This window comes from Spirillospora sp. CA-142024 (genome assembly GCF_050942325.1).
In the GTDB taxonomy this organism is placed as follows: Bacteria; Actinomycetota; Actinomycetes; order Streptosporangiales; family Streptosporangiaceae; genus Spirillospora.
In genome coordinates, this window is record NZ_CP192077.1 from 4136526 (window position 1) to 4152204 (window position 15679).

Here is a 15679-nt window from a genome sequence, read left to right on the forward strand (position 1 = left end):
ACCGTCAAGCACTAGAGTGTTGGTATAGAAATACCGACACTCCCCGTACGTGAGGTACTTGTGATCGAACTGAAGACGCCCGCGGAGATCGAGCGCATGCACGTGGCCGGGCGTTTCGTCGCCGAGGTGCTCTCCGAGGTCCGCGGACTCGCCGACGTGGGCGTGAACCTCCTGGACCTGGAACACCACGCGCGCGCCATGATCAAGCGACGTGGAGCGGAGTCGTGCTACTGGGACTACGCGCCGTCCTTCGGCAACGGTCCGTTCCGCAATGTCATCTGCCTGTCGGTCAACGACGCCGTCCTCCACGGCTTGCCCCACGACTACGTGCTGCGTGACGGGGACGTCCTCAGCGCGGACCTCGCGGTCGGCATCGACGGCTGGGTGGCGGACTCGGCGTGCACGGTCGTCGTCGGGACCGCCGCCGAGGAAGACCTGCGAATCATTCGCGCAACCGAGGAAGCGCTGGAGGCGGCGATCGAGATGGCACGCCCGGGCAACCGCCTGGGCGACATCTCGGCGGCGATCTGGGCGGTGGCCCGCGACTACGGCTATCCGGTCAACGACGAGTTCGGCGGCCACGGCCTCGGCCGCACCATGCACGAGGGGCCGCACGTGTCGAACAAGGGCAAGGCGGGGCGCGGCCTCACGCTCCGGCCGGGCCTGACCCTCGCGCTCGAACCCTGGCTCGCCCGTACGACCGACCGGATCGTCTACGACCCTGACGGCTGGACCATCCGGTCGGCCGACGGCTCGCGCACGGCCCACTCCGAGCACACGGTGGCCATCACCGAGGACGGCCCCCTGGTGCTCACCCGGCGCGAATCGGAACGCCCTGCAACGAGGGCGGATTCGTCAGTCCGGTAGGTTCCGGTGGCGTGGCGATATCCTCCCGGCGGAAGCCGCCGATCCTTTATGTGATCGATGAAGAGTTCGTCATGTCCGATCGGGGTGACGAGCAGGAAGGGCCTGAGTCTGCAATTCCCGCTGGTGACCCGGATGAGGCGGTGCGGCTCTTCCACCACTACCGGCGGCTGATGGCGCAGATTCTCGGGTACGAGGAGGAACTCCCCGATCCCGCGCTGGAGGAGGACCTTGTCGCGGTCGAGGAGGATCTCGGCGTATCACCGCCCCCTGACCTCCGCGCCCTCTACGGCATCGCCGATGGTGATGGCGACCTCATCAACCCGCTGTTCGACCGGCAAGATTGGCTTCCCCTTGCCGAGATCGGTGGCCAGGACGACGAGTGGCTCGAAATCGCGCGGGAATGGCGGTACGAACCCTGGCGTCGGACGGTGTTCGATGCCCAGCCTCCGAACACCGTCCGGAGGTCGCCGCTGCGCCCGAGTTGGATCCGGTTCGCGGACGACACCGGCGGCAACTGGCTCGCCGTGGACATGGATCCCGCGCCGAACGGTCGCCCTGGGCAAGTCATCGCCGTCGGAGTCGACTACACAGAGGGGCCGGCGTACGTCGCCGACTCGGTGACAACGTTCCTCCGCCGTCTGGTGGAAGCGCTGGAGCGCGGCGACTACAGCCGTCACGATGAGAGCCTGTGGATCGACGCGGACCTGCCGGATCGGACCGACCGGCAGGTCCTGTACAGCGACGATCCGCCCTCCTACGCGTGGGCCAGGCAGTCGGGTCCGGGTGTGCAGGAGGTCCGGGTGTCCGGCGTGGAGAATTGCGCGTTCCTCGCCGAGATGCCCGACGTGTGCTCGCTGGCGCTGTCGAGCAAAGGTTCACCCGACCTGACCCCGCTCGCTGATTGCCCGGTGGAGTTTCTGGAACTCGATGCGGAGTCGGTCGACCTGACGGCGCCGGCCCGAAACCGGGAGTTGCGTTCGCTGTCGGTCACCTGCGCACGGCCCGTCGAATTGGCTCCACTGCGTTCGGCGCCCAACCTGTGGGCGCTGGACATCTCGACGGCACCCGTCACCGACATCGCCACGGTAACTGAGCTGGACGGATTGCGATTCCTGGAGGTGACCCAGGATCAATGGCGGAAGCTGTCCGAACTCGGAGACTTGCCGTCGCTGGCCGTCGTCGGCATCCACCCACACCGCCCCGAACGCAACGGCGGAACCCCCTGGCTCACCGCCTTTGACGAGCCTCCTTCACCAACACCTTGAAACGGTGCCGGGTGAGGGGTTCACCCAGCTCACTGGACGCGGCCGCCGGGTTCACAGCGACGTTCGCGCTTCAGTCGCCTGTGTCGAGAGCAAAGGCGGCCCATACGCATTTGCTGGCGTTCCGGCGGGCGGAGTCGTCCACGTCCGGGTCCCTGGATCCGGTATGGCGGGCGCCCCAGCGGCTTGAAAGGAAGCTGACGATGGGCAGACCACGACCGAATTCCTGATCGTATGCAGCATGTCTGACGTGCGGTGCCGCCTCCGAGCCGTCGTACACCTCGACGATCAGTTCATCCTCCAGGCGGAGGAGTCGCACGCGGATGTCGCCGGCGGCGGGGTCTGACGCGGAGACGCCGATTCCCACTGCGTGACGGACGGAGTTGCCCACCAGCTCGCTGATCACCTGATCGATGGGCCAGGCCAGATCGTCCAGCTTCCAGTGGGCCAGGTGGTCGTCGACCGCGGCGCGTGCGGCCGGTGCGGACTCGGGTACACGCGGCATGTCCCAGGAGGCGATGTGTTCGGCCGGTACACGGTCGGCGACCAGCGCCAGGAGGGCAGCGTCATCAGCGCGCGTCTCAGGCAGCAGGGTGGTCATCGCGGTGTCACACAGATCCCCCAACCACGCTGTACGCCGGGCAGGATCCGCTGGCGGAGGGGCCGTGGCCGCGTGGCGGGTGATCACCGCTGCCAGGCGTGCGGGATCCGGGTCGGCGCCGAGCAGCCCGTCTGTGTACAGGGCGAGCAACGTCCCCTCAGCCAGGGTGACATCGGTGGTTTCCGGCGGTACGTGCGGCATCCCCAGGGGCGCACCGATTGACATGTCCAGCACGGTCGGGGGCCAGCCGGGGGTCATCGACAGCGGGGGCGGGTGGCCAGCGCTGGCGATGGACAGGACGCCGGTCGTCGGGTCGTACAGCGCGAGCAGGACCGTGGCCCGGACCGGATCGAGGGTTTGTGACCCCAGCCGCAGTGCCACGTCATTGATGTGGGCGAGGATTTCGTCCGGCGGGAGATCCAGCGCCGCGATCGCGGTGATCGCCTGGCGGAGGATGCCCATCACACTCGGCTCGTCCGCGCCGTACCCGCTGACGTCTCCCATGACGGCCAGGGTGCGGCCGCCGGGCAGCCGGATGGCGTCGTACCAGTCCCCACCAAGACCCGTGCCGGTGGCGGTGCGGTACTGCGCGGCCACGGCCGCGGCGGTGAGCGCCGGCAGCCGACCGGGCATCAGCTCGCGCTGCAACCGCTCGGCCCGCGCTCGCGCCTCTTCGTACTCGGCGGCCCGGGCCAGGGCCGCCGCGACGGCCACCGCGATCGTGCCCAGCAGGGCCTCGGTGTCCGCATCGAAGACGCGGGGGGCATCCCAGCTCAGGACCAGGCTGCCGACCTGTGCGTCGGCCGTCACCAACGGGACGACGGCCCACGCCTTCTTACGGCCCATGCGGGCCAGCGGCACCAGGTGCGGCCACCGCTCACGCAGAGCGTCGGGGGAGCCGACGAACTGGATCCGGGCGTCGGCGACGGCGGTCGCCCCCATGAGCTCCGGCCAGCGGTGGGTGGCGATCTTCTCCAGGAACTCCGGGGGGTAGCCGTAGGAGCCGGCGACCTCCGGTTCCGGCCCGGTCAGGGAATGGATCAGCGCGCCGTCGGCGGCGACCAGGGGCACGACGTGGGCGAGGACGGCGTCCACAACGTTCCGCGGGGAGCGTGCCTGGATCAGAGCGGCGTTGAGGCCGGTCAGGCGCTCGCGGCGCTCGGCGGCCGCCTCGGCGGCCTCCGCCTTTTCCGTCACGTCGGTGAGTGTGACGGATGTGTAGTCGGCGATGCCGACGGCCGCGATCTCGTAATGGCCGAGGCCGCCGCCCTCGCCGCGGAACTCGTCCCAGAACGTCACGGTCTTGACGGCGGGGCGGCCGGGAGCGGCGCGGGCGGCGGCGAGGAGGTCAGGCGCCCCCTGTTCGCGGAGCGAAGGAAACACCTCCCACAGGGCCCGGCCCACGATGTCGGCGTGCTGCCGGGCCGCCACCTCTCGCGCGACCGCGTTGGCCCACGTCACGCGGTTGTCCGCGGTGATCACGTAGGTGGGCAGCGGGTAGGAGTCGGTCAGTGCCGCCAGCCACGTCTCCGAGCTGCGGCGGTCCGTGATGTCCCAGGCGTAGCCCGTGATCCGGACGGTCCGCCCGGTGTCGTCGTGCTCCCACCAGCCGCAGACGAGCAGCCAGGAGAGCCGTCCGGAGGAGTCCTGGACGCGGTACTCCACCACATACGGCGCCTCCTCACGCTGGGCGCGCGCGGACTCCCGCACGACCTGGTCGCGGTCGGCCGGGTGGACGTGGGCCAGCCAGGTTTGCATGTGGTGATCCCAGCCGTGTGGATCGATGCCGGCCTTGATGAGCAGTCCGTCTGTGGTGTCGTCCGTGTCGGTCAGGTCCGTGGCCAGGTCCCGGGACCAGCGGCCGGCTTGCACCGAGCGCATCATCCGGCGGGCGGCGGGGGTCTCGTCGGCGCCGATCTCCCACCACCGGGTCTCGGCGCTGCGCCAGCGCCGGGCGCCGGCCAGCCGCTCCCCGACGAGCCCGGCCATTTCGCGCAGGTAATCGGTGCGGTCCTGCGGCGGCTCGCGATCGGCCAGGACCGACAGGGCGCCGATCGGCGTTCCGCCGGCGATGAGGGGGACGGACAGCACGCCCCGCGGGTGTCCCCGCGTCCTGGCCGCGGCATGGGGACGGGCCCGTGACCAGAAGGGGCGCCCGGTGGCGACGGCACGGGCCGGCGCCAGTCCAGGCGCGGCGTTGTCGGTGAGGTGGTCCCACTCCTCGGTCAGGTCCGGGGGCAGGCCGATGGCCGCGGCCAGGTCGAGGCTGCCCGGCTCCCGGCCGGCCAGGTGGACCAGCCCGCCCAGGCCGCCGACGCCGGCGACCGCGTGCGACAGGGCGAGCGCGAGCACCTTGGTCACGTCCGCATCGGAGGGCAGGTCCGCCACCCACCCTCGCCGCAGATCGTCGTCCGCCGACCGGCCGGGTCTGCCGCCGTGCGCGGACTCGGAGTCCATCGCTGCCTCGCCTCCACCAGCATGTTCACGCTAGAGCCGTGGACGGACCGGCCCTTCCAGACACGCTGTTCCGACCATCCTAGTCAGCGCCCTTGAGCCGACAGTGTGGACACCTCACCGGCTGGTTAGGTGGCAACGCCGCAGGTCAGCCTCTCTCACATCCCTGTTCTGCGTTCCGGCCCATGCCGACGGGCGCACGACGGCAGAGCCGACGTTGATGACCCGGTTGATGAGCTTCTCGGCGTCGGCCGGATGCTAGAGCCGCAAGAAGATCCGGAACTGGGTGCCGAGCACTCCCAGCGACGGAACGGGCTATATGCGGACCGTGCCAAACGTAGATCGCTGCTAGGAGCAAGGGCAGCTCCGGCTGGTGCCGACCCAAGTCGCGAGTTCAGGGATGGCCTACTGATCCGCCCGGATGGCTCTGAGAAGGGCGCCCCATTCCCGACGCGAAAACTCCAAGATCGGTCCTTGCCCAGCAGCCTTGGTGTCGCGGACGCCGATCACGCCGCTAGCTGACCGTCCTACCTCCACACACGAGGCACCCGGGTCGCTGTGACGTGACTTGCGCCAGTGCGCGTACTTCTCCGTCATACGGGGGGTCCCACCTTGTCGGCTAGCCGGTTGGCCGCCTCGGTCAGCAGCGCAAGGCTGTCCTGTGGCGCAAGCGCTGCCTGAGCGAGGTGTTCGTACCTCTGTCTATACCGTTTCAACTCGCCCTGCTTAGTGTGAACCAGGTCTGCGGTGAGCGTCTCGACGACGGCGATCGGCGGGTCGAGTGGGTCAGGGAAGGTGAAGAGCGAGAACGTCACCTTGGGGAGAAGCGTCTCGGTGAGATACGCGTCCACCGGGAGGACCCGTACGGTAAGCCTTGGTTCCGCTGCGACCAGTTCGACCATGTGGCGCAGTTGAGCCGCCATGATGAATGGGGCGACGTTGAGGCGGCGAGTGACCACCTCATCGATGATGAAGTCGTAGGTCGGGCCGTCCGTCCGGAGAATCGTCTCCAAGCGCTGGAGTCGTGCCCTCGCCATCTTGTCGGGGCGGAAGTCGAGAGGCCCGTCGTTCTTGGCCAACTCGACCAAGGCGGTCGTGAGTTCCGGGGTCTGGAGGATGCCGGGGATCGTGCTGAGGTTGAACTCACGGATCGTGTCCGCACCGGACTCGATATCGGCATAGAGCCGCTGGCGTGGCCCCATGGTGTCACCGTAAGAGTCCCACCAGCCCTTCGCGGCGGCGGAGTTGGCGAGGCGTACAAGCTCCTCCCACCTGGTGCCGCTGATGCCGAGGGTGTCGAGGATCTTGATCACGTCAGCGACATCGGGTCGGCCGTGGGCGTTCTCCAGGCGGCTGACCTTCATGCGTGAGTAGTGGATGCGCTTGGCGAGTTCGTCCGCCGTCATCTCATGCTCTTCGCGGAGCGTGCGGAGTTCGTCCGCGAGACGCCGGCGTCGTACGAACGGGCTGACCATGTCGACCCCCGGGGAACAGGAACGTGATCGTGTCACTACCGTATGTACACGATGATCGCGATCCTGGACCGGAGAATGAACGGGTGGTCGCCCGAACGCGGATACATATTTATATCGAACACGTAACTTGTGTCAGGAATTGTGGCGCTTGCTTTGTCTAGCGCTACGAGGTGCTACGTGTAAGTTCTTCCACACCGAGCCACTTAGGGGCGTCCTACCTGCGCCATGAGATCGGCCTGGCCGTCTTCTAGGGGCGTCGCAGCGCACCTGAGCTACAAGCCCATTGTCCGGGATGCGCACTCCACATGCGCCAATCGGCACGATAGTCGAACGTTCAGATCTCGCTGGACCGGCTCTGAGCGCCTTGCCGGCCGGCCATGCCAGCGTTCCGGCTCGCATACCCGCCCCTTGGGCGTCCCCAGGGGGCATGTCTCGCCTAAATGCTGCGGGCCTCGTTCCACCAGGTGGCGACCCACTCCCTGGCGGACTCGCCAGAGTCTCTGATGAATTGCTCCAATTCCGTCTCATTGAACTCTGCATCCAAGACGAGTGCCATGAGAAGGTAGATCTGGGCGCGTACCACGGTTACCTGGTCTACCCCGAATGGTGGACGTTCGCTGAGAGTCTTGTCGCCGAGGGCGAGGCGGAGCGTGTTTTCGGCAACCCGTGGGTTCAACTCATGCGCATGTTCTTCAAGGCTGAGGCGAAGGTCGGCGACGTATCGGATCAGTTGGGGAAAGCTGTAGGCGGGTGAGAACTTCAGTGCCGCCGCCTTGGCGAGCGTGCAATAGATCAGGAGCGAGTATCCAGTGTCAGTCTCGTCCTTGATTTGCTCCCCGTACTGCTCCTGCCAAACGTCAGGGCCTTCAATGAGGAACGTTCGCAACGCTGCCACGTGCAGGTCGCTGACCGCCGTGGAGACATTGTCCGTCATCTTGCCCCTCCCTCCTGCCGTCGGCTGCGTCAGCCCATGTGTGCGTCTGCTTCGGAACGGGCTTTTACGAGAAACTTCTCAAGTTCAGCTTCACCGAGATCAGCTTCGCCGATCAATGCGGCGAGCAGGAGAATCTTTGTGCCGAGAAGTGTCTCGGCATCTACATCTTCACCTATTGATCCCTTGCCCAATGCGTGCAGGATTACATCTTCTGCCACGCTCGGGTCGAGTTGTTCGGCCGCGATCGGATGTGCGGATCGTTGATAGGCGATGAATTCGATTATCTCCGCCTCGTCGGCCGCCGTGTCGTTGATGATGAATTTCCGGTCAACGGCTTCGAAGAAGGCCGCGGTCACTAGGGTGATGTAACCGCTTTGAGCCTCCTCAGTGGTCAGTTGATCCAGAAGTCGCTCGTGCTCGTCGATTCGTCCCGCCAGTTGGGCGTGCAGAGTAGCGACCTGCTCATCGGTTATAGGCATGTGCGCTCCGCTGAGAAGACTTGAAATTTCGGTATGTACTCAATATTCCACCGAGGGCTGCAGCGGTAAATATTATTCCATTGCCTATCATATCGGTCGGATTGCCGACATGAACGTCCGGCCGGTGGATGTTGGCGCCGCTTCTGGTTTCCGCATGTCCCGTTGGTGGTGCTTTTGCTTGTAGGTCCTTCACGCCTTTAAGGATATTCTTGGTTGCGCTGAATGCGGTATTGCTTCGATCGAAGTTCTCCCACCGGTTCCGCTGGCCACGCTCGGGATCGGGCTTGAACGGATTTCGGTCCGCAGGGTCTTCCTCTGGTGGGATGGGTTCGCCGCGGTCGGCAGTTCTGGCCAGTGCCCGGTCGGGAAGGCGGCTGAATTTGTTCGGCTCGTTGTCCGTGGTTGCCGGGGTTTCCGGTTGTCCTTCGGCATTCCTATCACGGTTCTCGCGCAGGTTGCGCAGCCTTGCCTGATCGAAGTGGAGGACAGGCGTCGCCAAGCGTGTGACGCCTTCTTGGGCTGGTGGCCAGGCAAGCTGGATTTGCTGCGTATTGGGCTGGTCTGTCGTTTCGTCTGTGCGGGATAGGTCCTCGGGGATCTGATGGGCGCCGCCTTCGGCGGGCAACTGCGGATCCGCGCCACCGTCCTGTTCATCTGCTGGGACGGGGGCGGGCTCGTCCTGATCGGTCGGCTCGACCTCGGTCTGGGAGACGTGTTCGGTGGCGGGTTCCTCGCCGGGCCTGTCAACTCGTCCCGCCTCGGTGGTCTGTGGCTCGGCCAGGGCCTCCGGCTTTTTGTCGGTCTCGGACGTCTGATCATCCTGGTCGGGGAGCGACTGTTGATCCTGGGAGTCCTCGCCGTCCTGTTTGGGGATCTCGGGCTGGTCGCTGTCGTCGCGCGTCTCTTCGAGGGGCTCGCCATCCTCTTGGTCGCGGGGGTCCTCGCCGCGCTCGTCCTGCCCTTTCACCTCGCCCGTGGCGGAGCTCGCTTCGGCCCCGCTCTCGCTGACCTCCCGATCCTCGTCGGCGGTCTCCGCGCCGGCTGTGGCGTCCTGTTCCTCGCCAGTGGTCTCGAAGGACGATGTCGCCTCGTCTCGCCGCTGCTCGTCGTTCTCCCCGGTGCGGCTTTCCTGCAAGGCGGTCTGCCGGGCCTCGGTCTCGGCCAACGCGCCCTCGTTCGCCGCGCGGCGGTCCGCGATGCGGGACCGGGAGCCGGGTGCCCCGGGCCGGTCGGGCGGCGGCGCCGGCGGATGGTCAGGGGGCTGGGGATTGTCGGCGTTCTCTACGCGGGTATCGGTGCCGGGCCGGTCCATGCCCACGCTTTCGATCCTTTCCGCCGGGGGACGGGGGCCCTGCCATCCGCAATCAACCTGACAGCGGACTTATCGCCCTTTCTGCTACATGTCGGACATGCATCCGAGGGGCGTGCGGGGTCGACCTCCGGAGGCGCCATCGCCCATGTAATCGCGAACGTTCGGTCTTTGCACGTTCACCGTCCGAAGCGTGCGCCTCATGTTTCTGGGAGTCGGTGGGCTGACGGCCCCTGTGATGGCCTTTTGTGTCCGAACGTCCTCTTTCCTTGCCGTATGGATTGTCGGGACGTGAACATCACATCAATCTGCAACGTTCTCGTCCGGGATGGCGGATCGGTTCTGTCGGAGGCTCTGCCCGCACGCCCCTGCGTTCACCGTCCGAGTCTGCGAACGTTCACTTCGGGCGACGTTCGTGCAGCGCACGCGTGAAGCGGCAACTCACGCGTCGTGAGCGTGCGAATCCACTGCCTGACGTGGGGATTTGCGTGTGCGTGCCGGTGCGTGCTGTGACGATGAACATGCACGATGACGAATCGGTCACTACGCGCTGAGGAATCCGATGTCCTATCCCGTATCCGTCATGTCCGTCCCGGTGAGCGCGCAGCGCTGGCGGCGCGACTTCCCCGGCGAACTCGTCCAGGCCAGTGCTGCCCGTCGCTTCACCACGGCGCTTCTCGAAGGCTGCTCGCAACTGGACGACGTGCTCCTCGCGGTGGACGAACTGGTGGTGAACGCCCTGCGGCATACCAAGTCGGGCCAGCCGGGCGGGACGTTCACCGTCGAGATCACCCGCTGGGACGGCGCGGTCGCCGTCGCCGTCACCGATGAGGGCGCACCCTCCGAACCCGCCGTGGCCGACGCCGACGACGACGCCGAGTCCGGCCGCGGCCTGCGGACCGTCTCCCTCATGGCCGCCGGATGGGGCTGGTTCGGCAACGACCGCTCCCGGACCGTCACCGCCCTGTTCGGCGCTGCCCTGAGCGAGGCCGCGTGAGCTCCCACGACTTTGCGGGGGGAGGACCGCCGCCCACCGCTTCACGGCGCGGTTCCGGTGGGAGTGGCCGGAGCGGTCTTCGCTTCGGTCTGCGGGTCAGAGCCGTCGGCGGTGAGGCGCTGCTCGGCCCAGATGATCTTGCCTTCGGTGGCGTAGCGGGCGCCCCAGCGGTCGGTGAACTGCGAGATCAGGTACAGTCCCCGGCCGCCCTCGTCGGTCGCCCGCGCGTGACGCAGATGGGGGGAGGTGCTGCTGCCGTCGAACACCTCGCAGATCAGCGTGCCGGTCAGGATCAGGCGCAGCCGGATCGGAGCGGTCGCGTGCCGGATCGCGTTGGTGACCAGTTCGCTGACGACGAGTTCTGTGGTGAAGGCAAGCTTCTCCAGCCCCCACGCCCCCAGCTGCCGGCTGACCCTCTCCCGGGCATGAGCGACCACTGCCGGGTCGGCGGGCAGATCCCAGGAGGCGACCCGCTCGGCTGCCAGGGTGCGCGTCCTGATCAGCAGGAGTACGACATCGTCGTGCGGACGGGCGGGGGCCAGGCCGCCGACGACGGCTTGGCACAGGCCGTCGAGCCGCAGGTGGCTTCCCTCCAGCAGAGGACGCAGGCGCTCTCGATCCGGGCCCTCGTCGCCGGCGGCGAGGAGACCGTCGGTGTAGAGGGCGAGCATGCTGCCCTCCTCCAGTTCGAGTCCGATGGCCTCGAAAGGCGGGCCCCCGACTCCCAGTGCCGGTCCGATCGGCAGGTCGGGGAAGGTGACGATGCCGTCGGGCGCGACGGTGGCGGGTGCGGGGTGCCCCGCGCTGGCCATGCTGCAGTGTCGGCTGACCGGGTCGTAGACGATGTACAGGCAACTGGTGCCCTTGGCCGAGGGGCCGTCGGCCGATGGACCGGTCGGCTCCTTGCGCATGGCGCGGCCCACCAGATCGTCGAGGTAGGCCAGCACCTCCTCGGGGTGGAAGTCCAGATCGGCGAGGGTCTGTACAGCGGCTCGCACCCGTCCCATGGTGGCGGCGGCATCGATTCCGTGGCCCACGACCTCGCCCACCACCAGCGCGACCCGGGCTCCGGACAGCGGAATGACGTCGAACCAGTCGCCTCCCACGCCGGTCAGTTCGTCCGCGGGCAGGTAGCAGGAGGCGACCTCTACGGCGTCCTGCTCGGGGATGTGCCAGGGCAGCAGGTTGCGCTGCAGCGTCAGGGCGGCGTCGCGCTCCCGGGTGTAGCGGCGGGCGTTGTCGATGCAGACGGCCGCCCGGGCGACGGTGTCCTCGGCGAGGCGGAGGTCCTCCTCCTCGAAGGGCTCGGCATGCAGCCGGAAGAACGTGGCGATGCCCAGCGTGATGCCCCGCGCCCGGATCGGCACCACCATCGACGTGTGGAGGTCCAGTTCGCCGAAGCGAGAGGCCCGGCCTTCCGCGAGGTCGGCCGCCCACTCCATGGCAAGAGGGTCCAGTTCTGGTGATCGCCAGGAGGTGCCGCTGGTCAGACAGTGGATCGGGGGAGACCAGGCGTGATAGTGGGCCATGCTCCCGACCGCGACCACGGCCTCCGGTACACCTGAGTGGATGGACTGCTGCCCGGCGCGATACAGCGGCACCGTGTCCGCGTCGCCTGCCGGCCCGGGGACGGGCTCTGCGCCCCTCAGCACCGATTCCAGCAGGTCGACGGCGACGAACTCGGCGAGGTCGGGCACGACGACGTCGGCCAGGTCCTGCGCCGTCTGCATGACGTCGAGACTGCGGCCGATGTGCTCACTGGCACGATCCAGTAAGGACAGGCGCTGCTTCGACCGGTAGCGGTCGGTGACGTCGACGACGAAATAGCACACGCCAAGTGGTCGTCCGTTCTCATCGTCCAGGCGCATGAAATCCATGGAGAAGGCACGTTCCTGGTCCGGGAGGGAACGGATGCGGCCGAGGAATTCGTAGTCGAGGACCGGTGCCCCGGTCTCCAGCACCTGGCGCATCAACGCCGTGAGCATCTCGGAGTCCACACCCGGCTGGATCTCCTCCAAACGCTGTCCGCGACGCTGTTCGGCCGTGCCACCGCCGAACTGCTCCAGAGCGGGGTTGGACCACACGTACCGCAGCTCGGTGTCCAGGACGGCGAGACCGACAGGCGACTGGGTGACCATCCGCTCCAGCAGTACGGACCGTTCCATGGCGGATCCTGCGGACGAGGCCGCGTCGACGCCCAGAATCAGCCAGATCATGTGCCCCTGAGCGTCCTTCAACGGGATGACGTGCACCTCCACACCGACGGAGCGTCCGTCGCGATGCCGTGCCGAGAGCAGTCCGGACCAGCTGCCGACCGCCCGGCACCGCTCCGCGACGGCGCCCACACGCGCCGCGTCGGCGGGGGCGAGCAGGGAGGTGACCTGCCGTCCGAGGACGTTCGCCGCCGGGTGGCCGAGCAGGTCCGCAGCGCGCCGCGACCAGCTCGTGACGACTCCCTGCGCATCGAGCAGCACAGTCGCGGCATCGGCGACGTCGAACGGTGCTCGTTGTCCGATCAGGTCGTTCCTCTCGGGTGTCGCCATGACAGCCCCCCGGTTGGCCACATCCCCTTCACTGCTGACCCTTCCCCGTCCTGGGAGGGATGCCACGCCCCGGCCACTGAGGAAATGCCATCGTGAATTCGCAGGTCATGGGCCCGCGTTGTGCGACCACCGCCGCCACCTGACGACGCCCGGCTACACGGCTTCGATGAGGGCGGGGTGGCGTGGGTCGTCGGTCTTGATGACGACGTCGGCCGTTCGCACGGGATCGGCTTCACGTTCGTAGCGGGCGAATGCCGGAAGCGTCCAGGCGTCGGCGTCCGGGGTGCGGCGAGCGAGCGCGCTGGGCGACAACGTCAGGTGGACGGTCAGGTCGAGCGGCAGAGCCCGCCCGAGCAGGAGGGAGCCGTCCAGCAGGAGTACGCCGCCGGTGGCGAGGCGGGTGTACGCGGCCCGCGTCGCGCGGTCCAAGGCGCTGTCCCACAGACTCGGCAGCACGCGCCCGGTGCCGCCCCGCTCCAGCGGCGCCAGCACCTCCCGGACGAGCCCGGCGATGTCGAGCCACTGGTCGTAGTAGACGTCCGGGTCGTGTCGGCCGAACTCGTACCGCAACGACGCGGGCCGCAGGAAGTCGCGGGCCGACACTCGGACCACGTCGCGCCCCACCTCCCGCAGCGGCCCTACCAGCGCGTCGGCGAGCGCCCAGGGCTCCGCGGCGGGCGGACCGTCGACCGCGACCCGCCGCCACGCATCGCGCGGCGCGTCGTCGATCCGCGCAACCAGTTCCCCGACGACGAGCCCGGGTGCGATCGGCCGTGCGCGCATCACACCATCCTGCAACATGGCCCCGCGCCGGGCGGTACCTGGAGATCACAGCTGAGTAAGAGTCCCCGGAGCCATAGTGCGCTCCGGGGACTCCCGGTCATTTCTCCAGGCCCTATCCCGTCAGGCATTCGGGAAAGGGCTCGTGCCAGCGGCAGTTGCGGCCCCTGCGTTCTGGCTCTTCCTTCGTGGAATCGTCACTCAGCGTGAGCCTCCACATTTTGGTCGGGATGTACCAGACCTGCCGGGTCACATACAACCCCTCGCTGCTCGGGCTGGCCGGGCTGCTCGGGCCAGCGGGGCTGCTCGGGGTGGAATCGGAGCCGGGGACAGTCACAGTGCCGCCGAACCCCACGAAGAGGACGAGCGCTCCCACGCTCAACCATTTTGTTTTCTTCTTCATTGTTCGAGTGGCTGGCAACCCACCCCGTTTCCCGCGGGGTTGACGAGGGACCAGCCCTCCTTCCATGGTGTGACCGTCCCCTGACCCGGCGGCCAGGCAAGAGCAGGACTCCGAGGCACCGTCCTGATGCAGACTCGGGTACGGATGGTCACCATCGGCAACACCGATGCGTCGTCGAAGTGCTCTGCCGGTCAGGTTCGGGGGACGACGTAAGGGGCGATGCTGGAGAGTTTTTCGCAGGTTTCTTCGTATTCGCGGTCGGGGGTCGAGGCGCTTACTATGCCGGCGCCGGCGCGGAGCCAGGCTTGGCCGTTCTCGGCGTAGAGGGCGCGGAGGACCAGGGCCGAGTCGAGGGCGCCGGTGTGGGAGACGGCGACCACGGCACCGGAGTAGAGGCCGCGGTGTTCTTCCAGGCGGGTGATGGCCTCGATCGCTTCGGGCTTCGGGATGCCGGAGGCGGTCACGCCGGGGAAGAGGGCGTCGAGGGCGTCCCAGGCGGTGCGGCCGGGGGAGAGGATCCCGCTGACGCTGGAGCCGAGGTGCTGGACGCTGCCGCGTTCCTTGACCGTCATGAAGCCGGTGACCTGGACGGTTCCCGGTTCGCACACCCGGTACAGCTCGTCCTGCGAGGTGCGGACGGAGACCGCGTGCTCGTAGATCTCCTTGGGGTCGGTCTCCAGGTCGTGGCGGGTGCGGGCGTCGGCGTCCGCGCCGAAGCCGAAGGCGCGGGTGCCTGCGAGGGGCTGGGTCATGACGCGGCCGGCGGCGTCCACGCTGGCGAGGACCTCGGGGCTGAAACCGGTGGCCTGGAATCCGCCCAGGTCGAGCAGGAAGGAGCGGGCGGGCGTGTTGGCCTCGCGGCCTTGGACGAACGTTGAGATCACGTCGACGGGGTGGGGGATGTCCAGGCGGCGGGACACGATGACCTTCTGGTAGCGGCCCGCGTTGATCTCGGCCACGGCTTGGGCGACGCGCGTCCGGTAGGGGTCGCCGTCGACCCGGACGTTGACGGGCGATGGCGTTCCGATGGCGGGCACATCGGGCCTCGCCAGGAACTCGGCGATCCGGTCGGTGTCGGTCTCGTCGATGCCCGTGATGGTGGCGCGGCCCTGCTCGACCCGTACTTCGGTGCGGGGGACGATCAGGTGAGCGAGGCGCCCAAAGTGAGGTGGCGTCGCGAACTCGAACGCTATCCAGCCGTAGGCGTTCCACGTGGGGAGCGGGGCTGAGGCGAAGGCGTCCCGCAACGCGTCGGCGGGGCGTCCCGTCCACTGGCGAGTGGTCGGCGCGTGGCCGGGCCAGTGGGCCTGGACGGTGCTCGCGTCCAGGACGACCTCGCCCAGAATGCCGCCCGCGAACGTCCATGAGCCGGGGCGTTCGTAGACGACGTAGTCGGCGAACAGTCCGGATCCGGCCAGCCGGGCCATGAGTGCGAGCGGGTCCGAGGCGTGCTCGACGACCAGCTCGGCGGGTTTCGCATCGGTGCGCAGACCAGAGGACAAGGCAGCCAACTCCCTTTCGCGGCCGGAAGGTCAAACTTAGGTAAGGCTAACCTTGCATGATTTTCTCAGGCAA

The 15679-nt window shown here is 67.8% G+C and carries 12 protein-coding genes; 3 read left to right on the plus strand and 9 right to left on the minus strand.

Features of this window, described 5'->3' with window-relative positions; genetic code table 11:
* Positions 1-60 precede the first annotated feature (60 nt).
* Both map and ACQPZP_RS19975 read left to right on the plus strand, forming a co-directional pair.
* A complete protein-coding gene (gene map, locus ACQPZP_RS19970; RefSeq protein WP_433479103.1) occupies positions 61-867 on the plus strand; it encodes a type I methionyl aminopeptidase in 807 nt (268 codons plus the stop codon).
* An 11-nt stretch (positions 868-878) separates the two neighbouring features.
* A complete protein-coding gene (locus ACQPZP_RS19975; RefSeq protein WP_433479104.1) occupies positions 879-2132 on the plus strand; it encodes an SMI1/KNR4 family protein in 1254 nt (417 codons plus the stop codon).
* Positions 2133-2202: 70 nt separating this feature from the next.
* Here the strand turns inward: ACQPZP_RS19975 and ACQPZP_RS19980 are convergent, their stop codons facing one another.
* From ACQPZP_RS19980 to ACQPZP_RS20005, 6 genes are all read right to left on the minus strand, one after another.
* Positions 2203-5187: a SpoIIE family protein phosphatase gene (locus ACQPZP_RS19980; protein WP_433479105.1), complete on the minus strand. Its 2985-nt coding sequence runs from the start codon at positions 5185-5187 to the stop codon at positions 2203-2205.
* Between the two features lie 402 nt (positions 5188-5589).
* Entirely contained in the window at positions 5590-5781 is a 192-nt protein-coding gene (locus ACQPZP_RS19985; RefSeq protein WP_433479106.1) for a DUF397 domain-containing protein, read from the minus strand.
* Positions 5778-6659 carry a helix-turn-helix domain-containing protein gene (locus ACQPZP_RS19990; RefSeq protein WP_433479107.1) on the minus strand — a complete coding sequence of 294 codons (882 nt, stop codon included), beginning with the start codon at positions 6657-6659 and terminating at the stop codon, positions 5778-5780. The genes ACQPZP_RS19985 and ACQPZP_RS19990 overlap by 4 nt, the downstream gene beginning before the upstream one ends.
* A gap of 436 nt (positions 6660-7095) precedes the next feature.
* Positions 7096-7593, minus strand: coding sequence for a hypothetical protein (locus tag ACQPZP_RS19995; RefSeq protein ID WP_433479108.1), 498 nt, complete (start codon positions 7591-7593; stop codon positions 7096-7098).
* A 29-nt stretch (positions 7594-7622) separates the two neighbouring features.
* A complete protein-coding gene (locus ACQPZP_RS20000; RefSeq protein ID WP_433479109.1) occupies positions 7623-8072 on the minus strand; it encodes a hypothetical protein in 450 nt (149 codons plus the stop codon).
* On the minus strand, positions 8056-9390 hold the full coding sequence (locus tag ACQPZP_RS20005) for a hypothetical protein (RefSeq protein WP_433479110.1): 1335 nt from the start codon (positions 9388-9390) through the stop codon (positions 8056-8058). The genes ACQPZP_RS20000 and ACQPZP_RS20005 overlap by 17 nt, the downstream gene beginning before the upstream one ends.
* A 553-nt stretch (positions 9391-9943) precedes the next feature.
* On the opposite strand from ACQPZP_RS20005, the gene ACQPZP_RS20010 reads away from it, so the two are divergent.
* A complete protein-coding gene (locus ACQPZP_RS20010; RefSeq protein WP_433479111.1) occupies positions 9944-10378 on the plus strand; it encodes an ATP-binding protein in 435 nt (144 codons plus the stop codon).
* Positions 10379-10419: 41 nt separating this feature from the next.
* On the opposite strand, the gene ACQPZP_RS20015 is transcribed toward ACQPZP_RS20010, so the two are convergent.
* The 3 genes from ACQPZP_RS20015 to ACQPZP_RS20025 form a co-directional block, all read right to left on the minus strand.
* A complete protein-coding gene (locus ACQPZP_RS20015; protein WP_433479112.1) occupies positions 10420-12921 on the minus strand; it encodes a SpoIIE family protein phosphatase in 2502 nt (833 codons plus the stop codon).
* 153 nt (positions 12922-13074) lie between these two features.
* Positions 13075-13704 (minus strand): uridine kinase, encoded by a 630-nt coding sequence (locus ACQPZP_RS20020; protein ID WP_433479113.1) that lies wholly within the window; start codon positions 13702-13704, stop codon positions 13075-13077.
* Positions 13705-14295: 591 nt separating this feature from the next.
* Complete coding sequence (locus tag ACQPZP_RS20025) at positions 14296-15606, minus strand: salicylate synthase (protein ID WP_433479114.1); 1311 nt, start codon at positions 15604-15606, stop codon at positions 14296-14298.
* Positions 15607-15679: the final 73 nt, after the last annotated feature.

Excerpts from the sequence above, each read along its gene's own strand:
- ACQPZP_RS19980 (WP_433479105.1), bottom strand. The coding sequence starts at position 5,187 with ATGGACTCCGAGTCCGCGCACGGCGGCAGACCCGGCCGGTCGGCGGAC.
- ACQPZP_RS19985 (WP_433479106.1), bottom strand. The coding sequence starts at position 5,781 with ATGACGGAGAAGTACGCGCACTGGCGCAAGTCACGTCACAGCGACCCG.
- ACQPZP_RS19990 (WP_433479107.1), bottom strand. The coding sequence starts at position 6,659 with ATGGTCAGCCCGTTCGTACGACGCCGGCGTCTCGCGGACGAACTCCGC.
- ACQPZP_RS19995 (WP_433479108.1), bottom strand. The coding sequence starts at position 7,593 with ATGACGGACAATGTCTCCACGGCGGTCAGCGACCTGCACGTGGCAGCG.
- ACQPZP_RS20000 (WP_433479109.1), bottom strand. The coding sequence starts at position 8,072 with ATGCCTATAACCGATGAGCAGGTCGCTACTCTGCACGCCCAACTGGCG.
- ACQPZP_RS20010 (WP_433479111.1), top strand. The coding sequence starts at position 9,944 with ATGTCCTATCCCGTATCCGTCATGTCCGTCCCGGTGAGCGCGCAGCGC.
- ACQPZP_RS20015 (WP_433479112.1), bottom strand. The coding sequence starts at position 12,921 with ATGGCGACACCCGAGAGGAACGACCTGATCGGACAACGAGCACCGTTC.
- ACQPZP_RS20020 (WP_433479113.1), bottom strand. The coding sequence starts at position 13,704 with ATGCGCGCACGGCCGATCGCACCCGGGCTCGTCGTCGGGGAACTGGTT.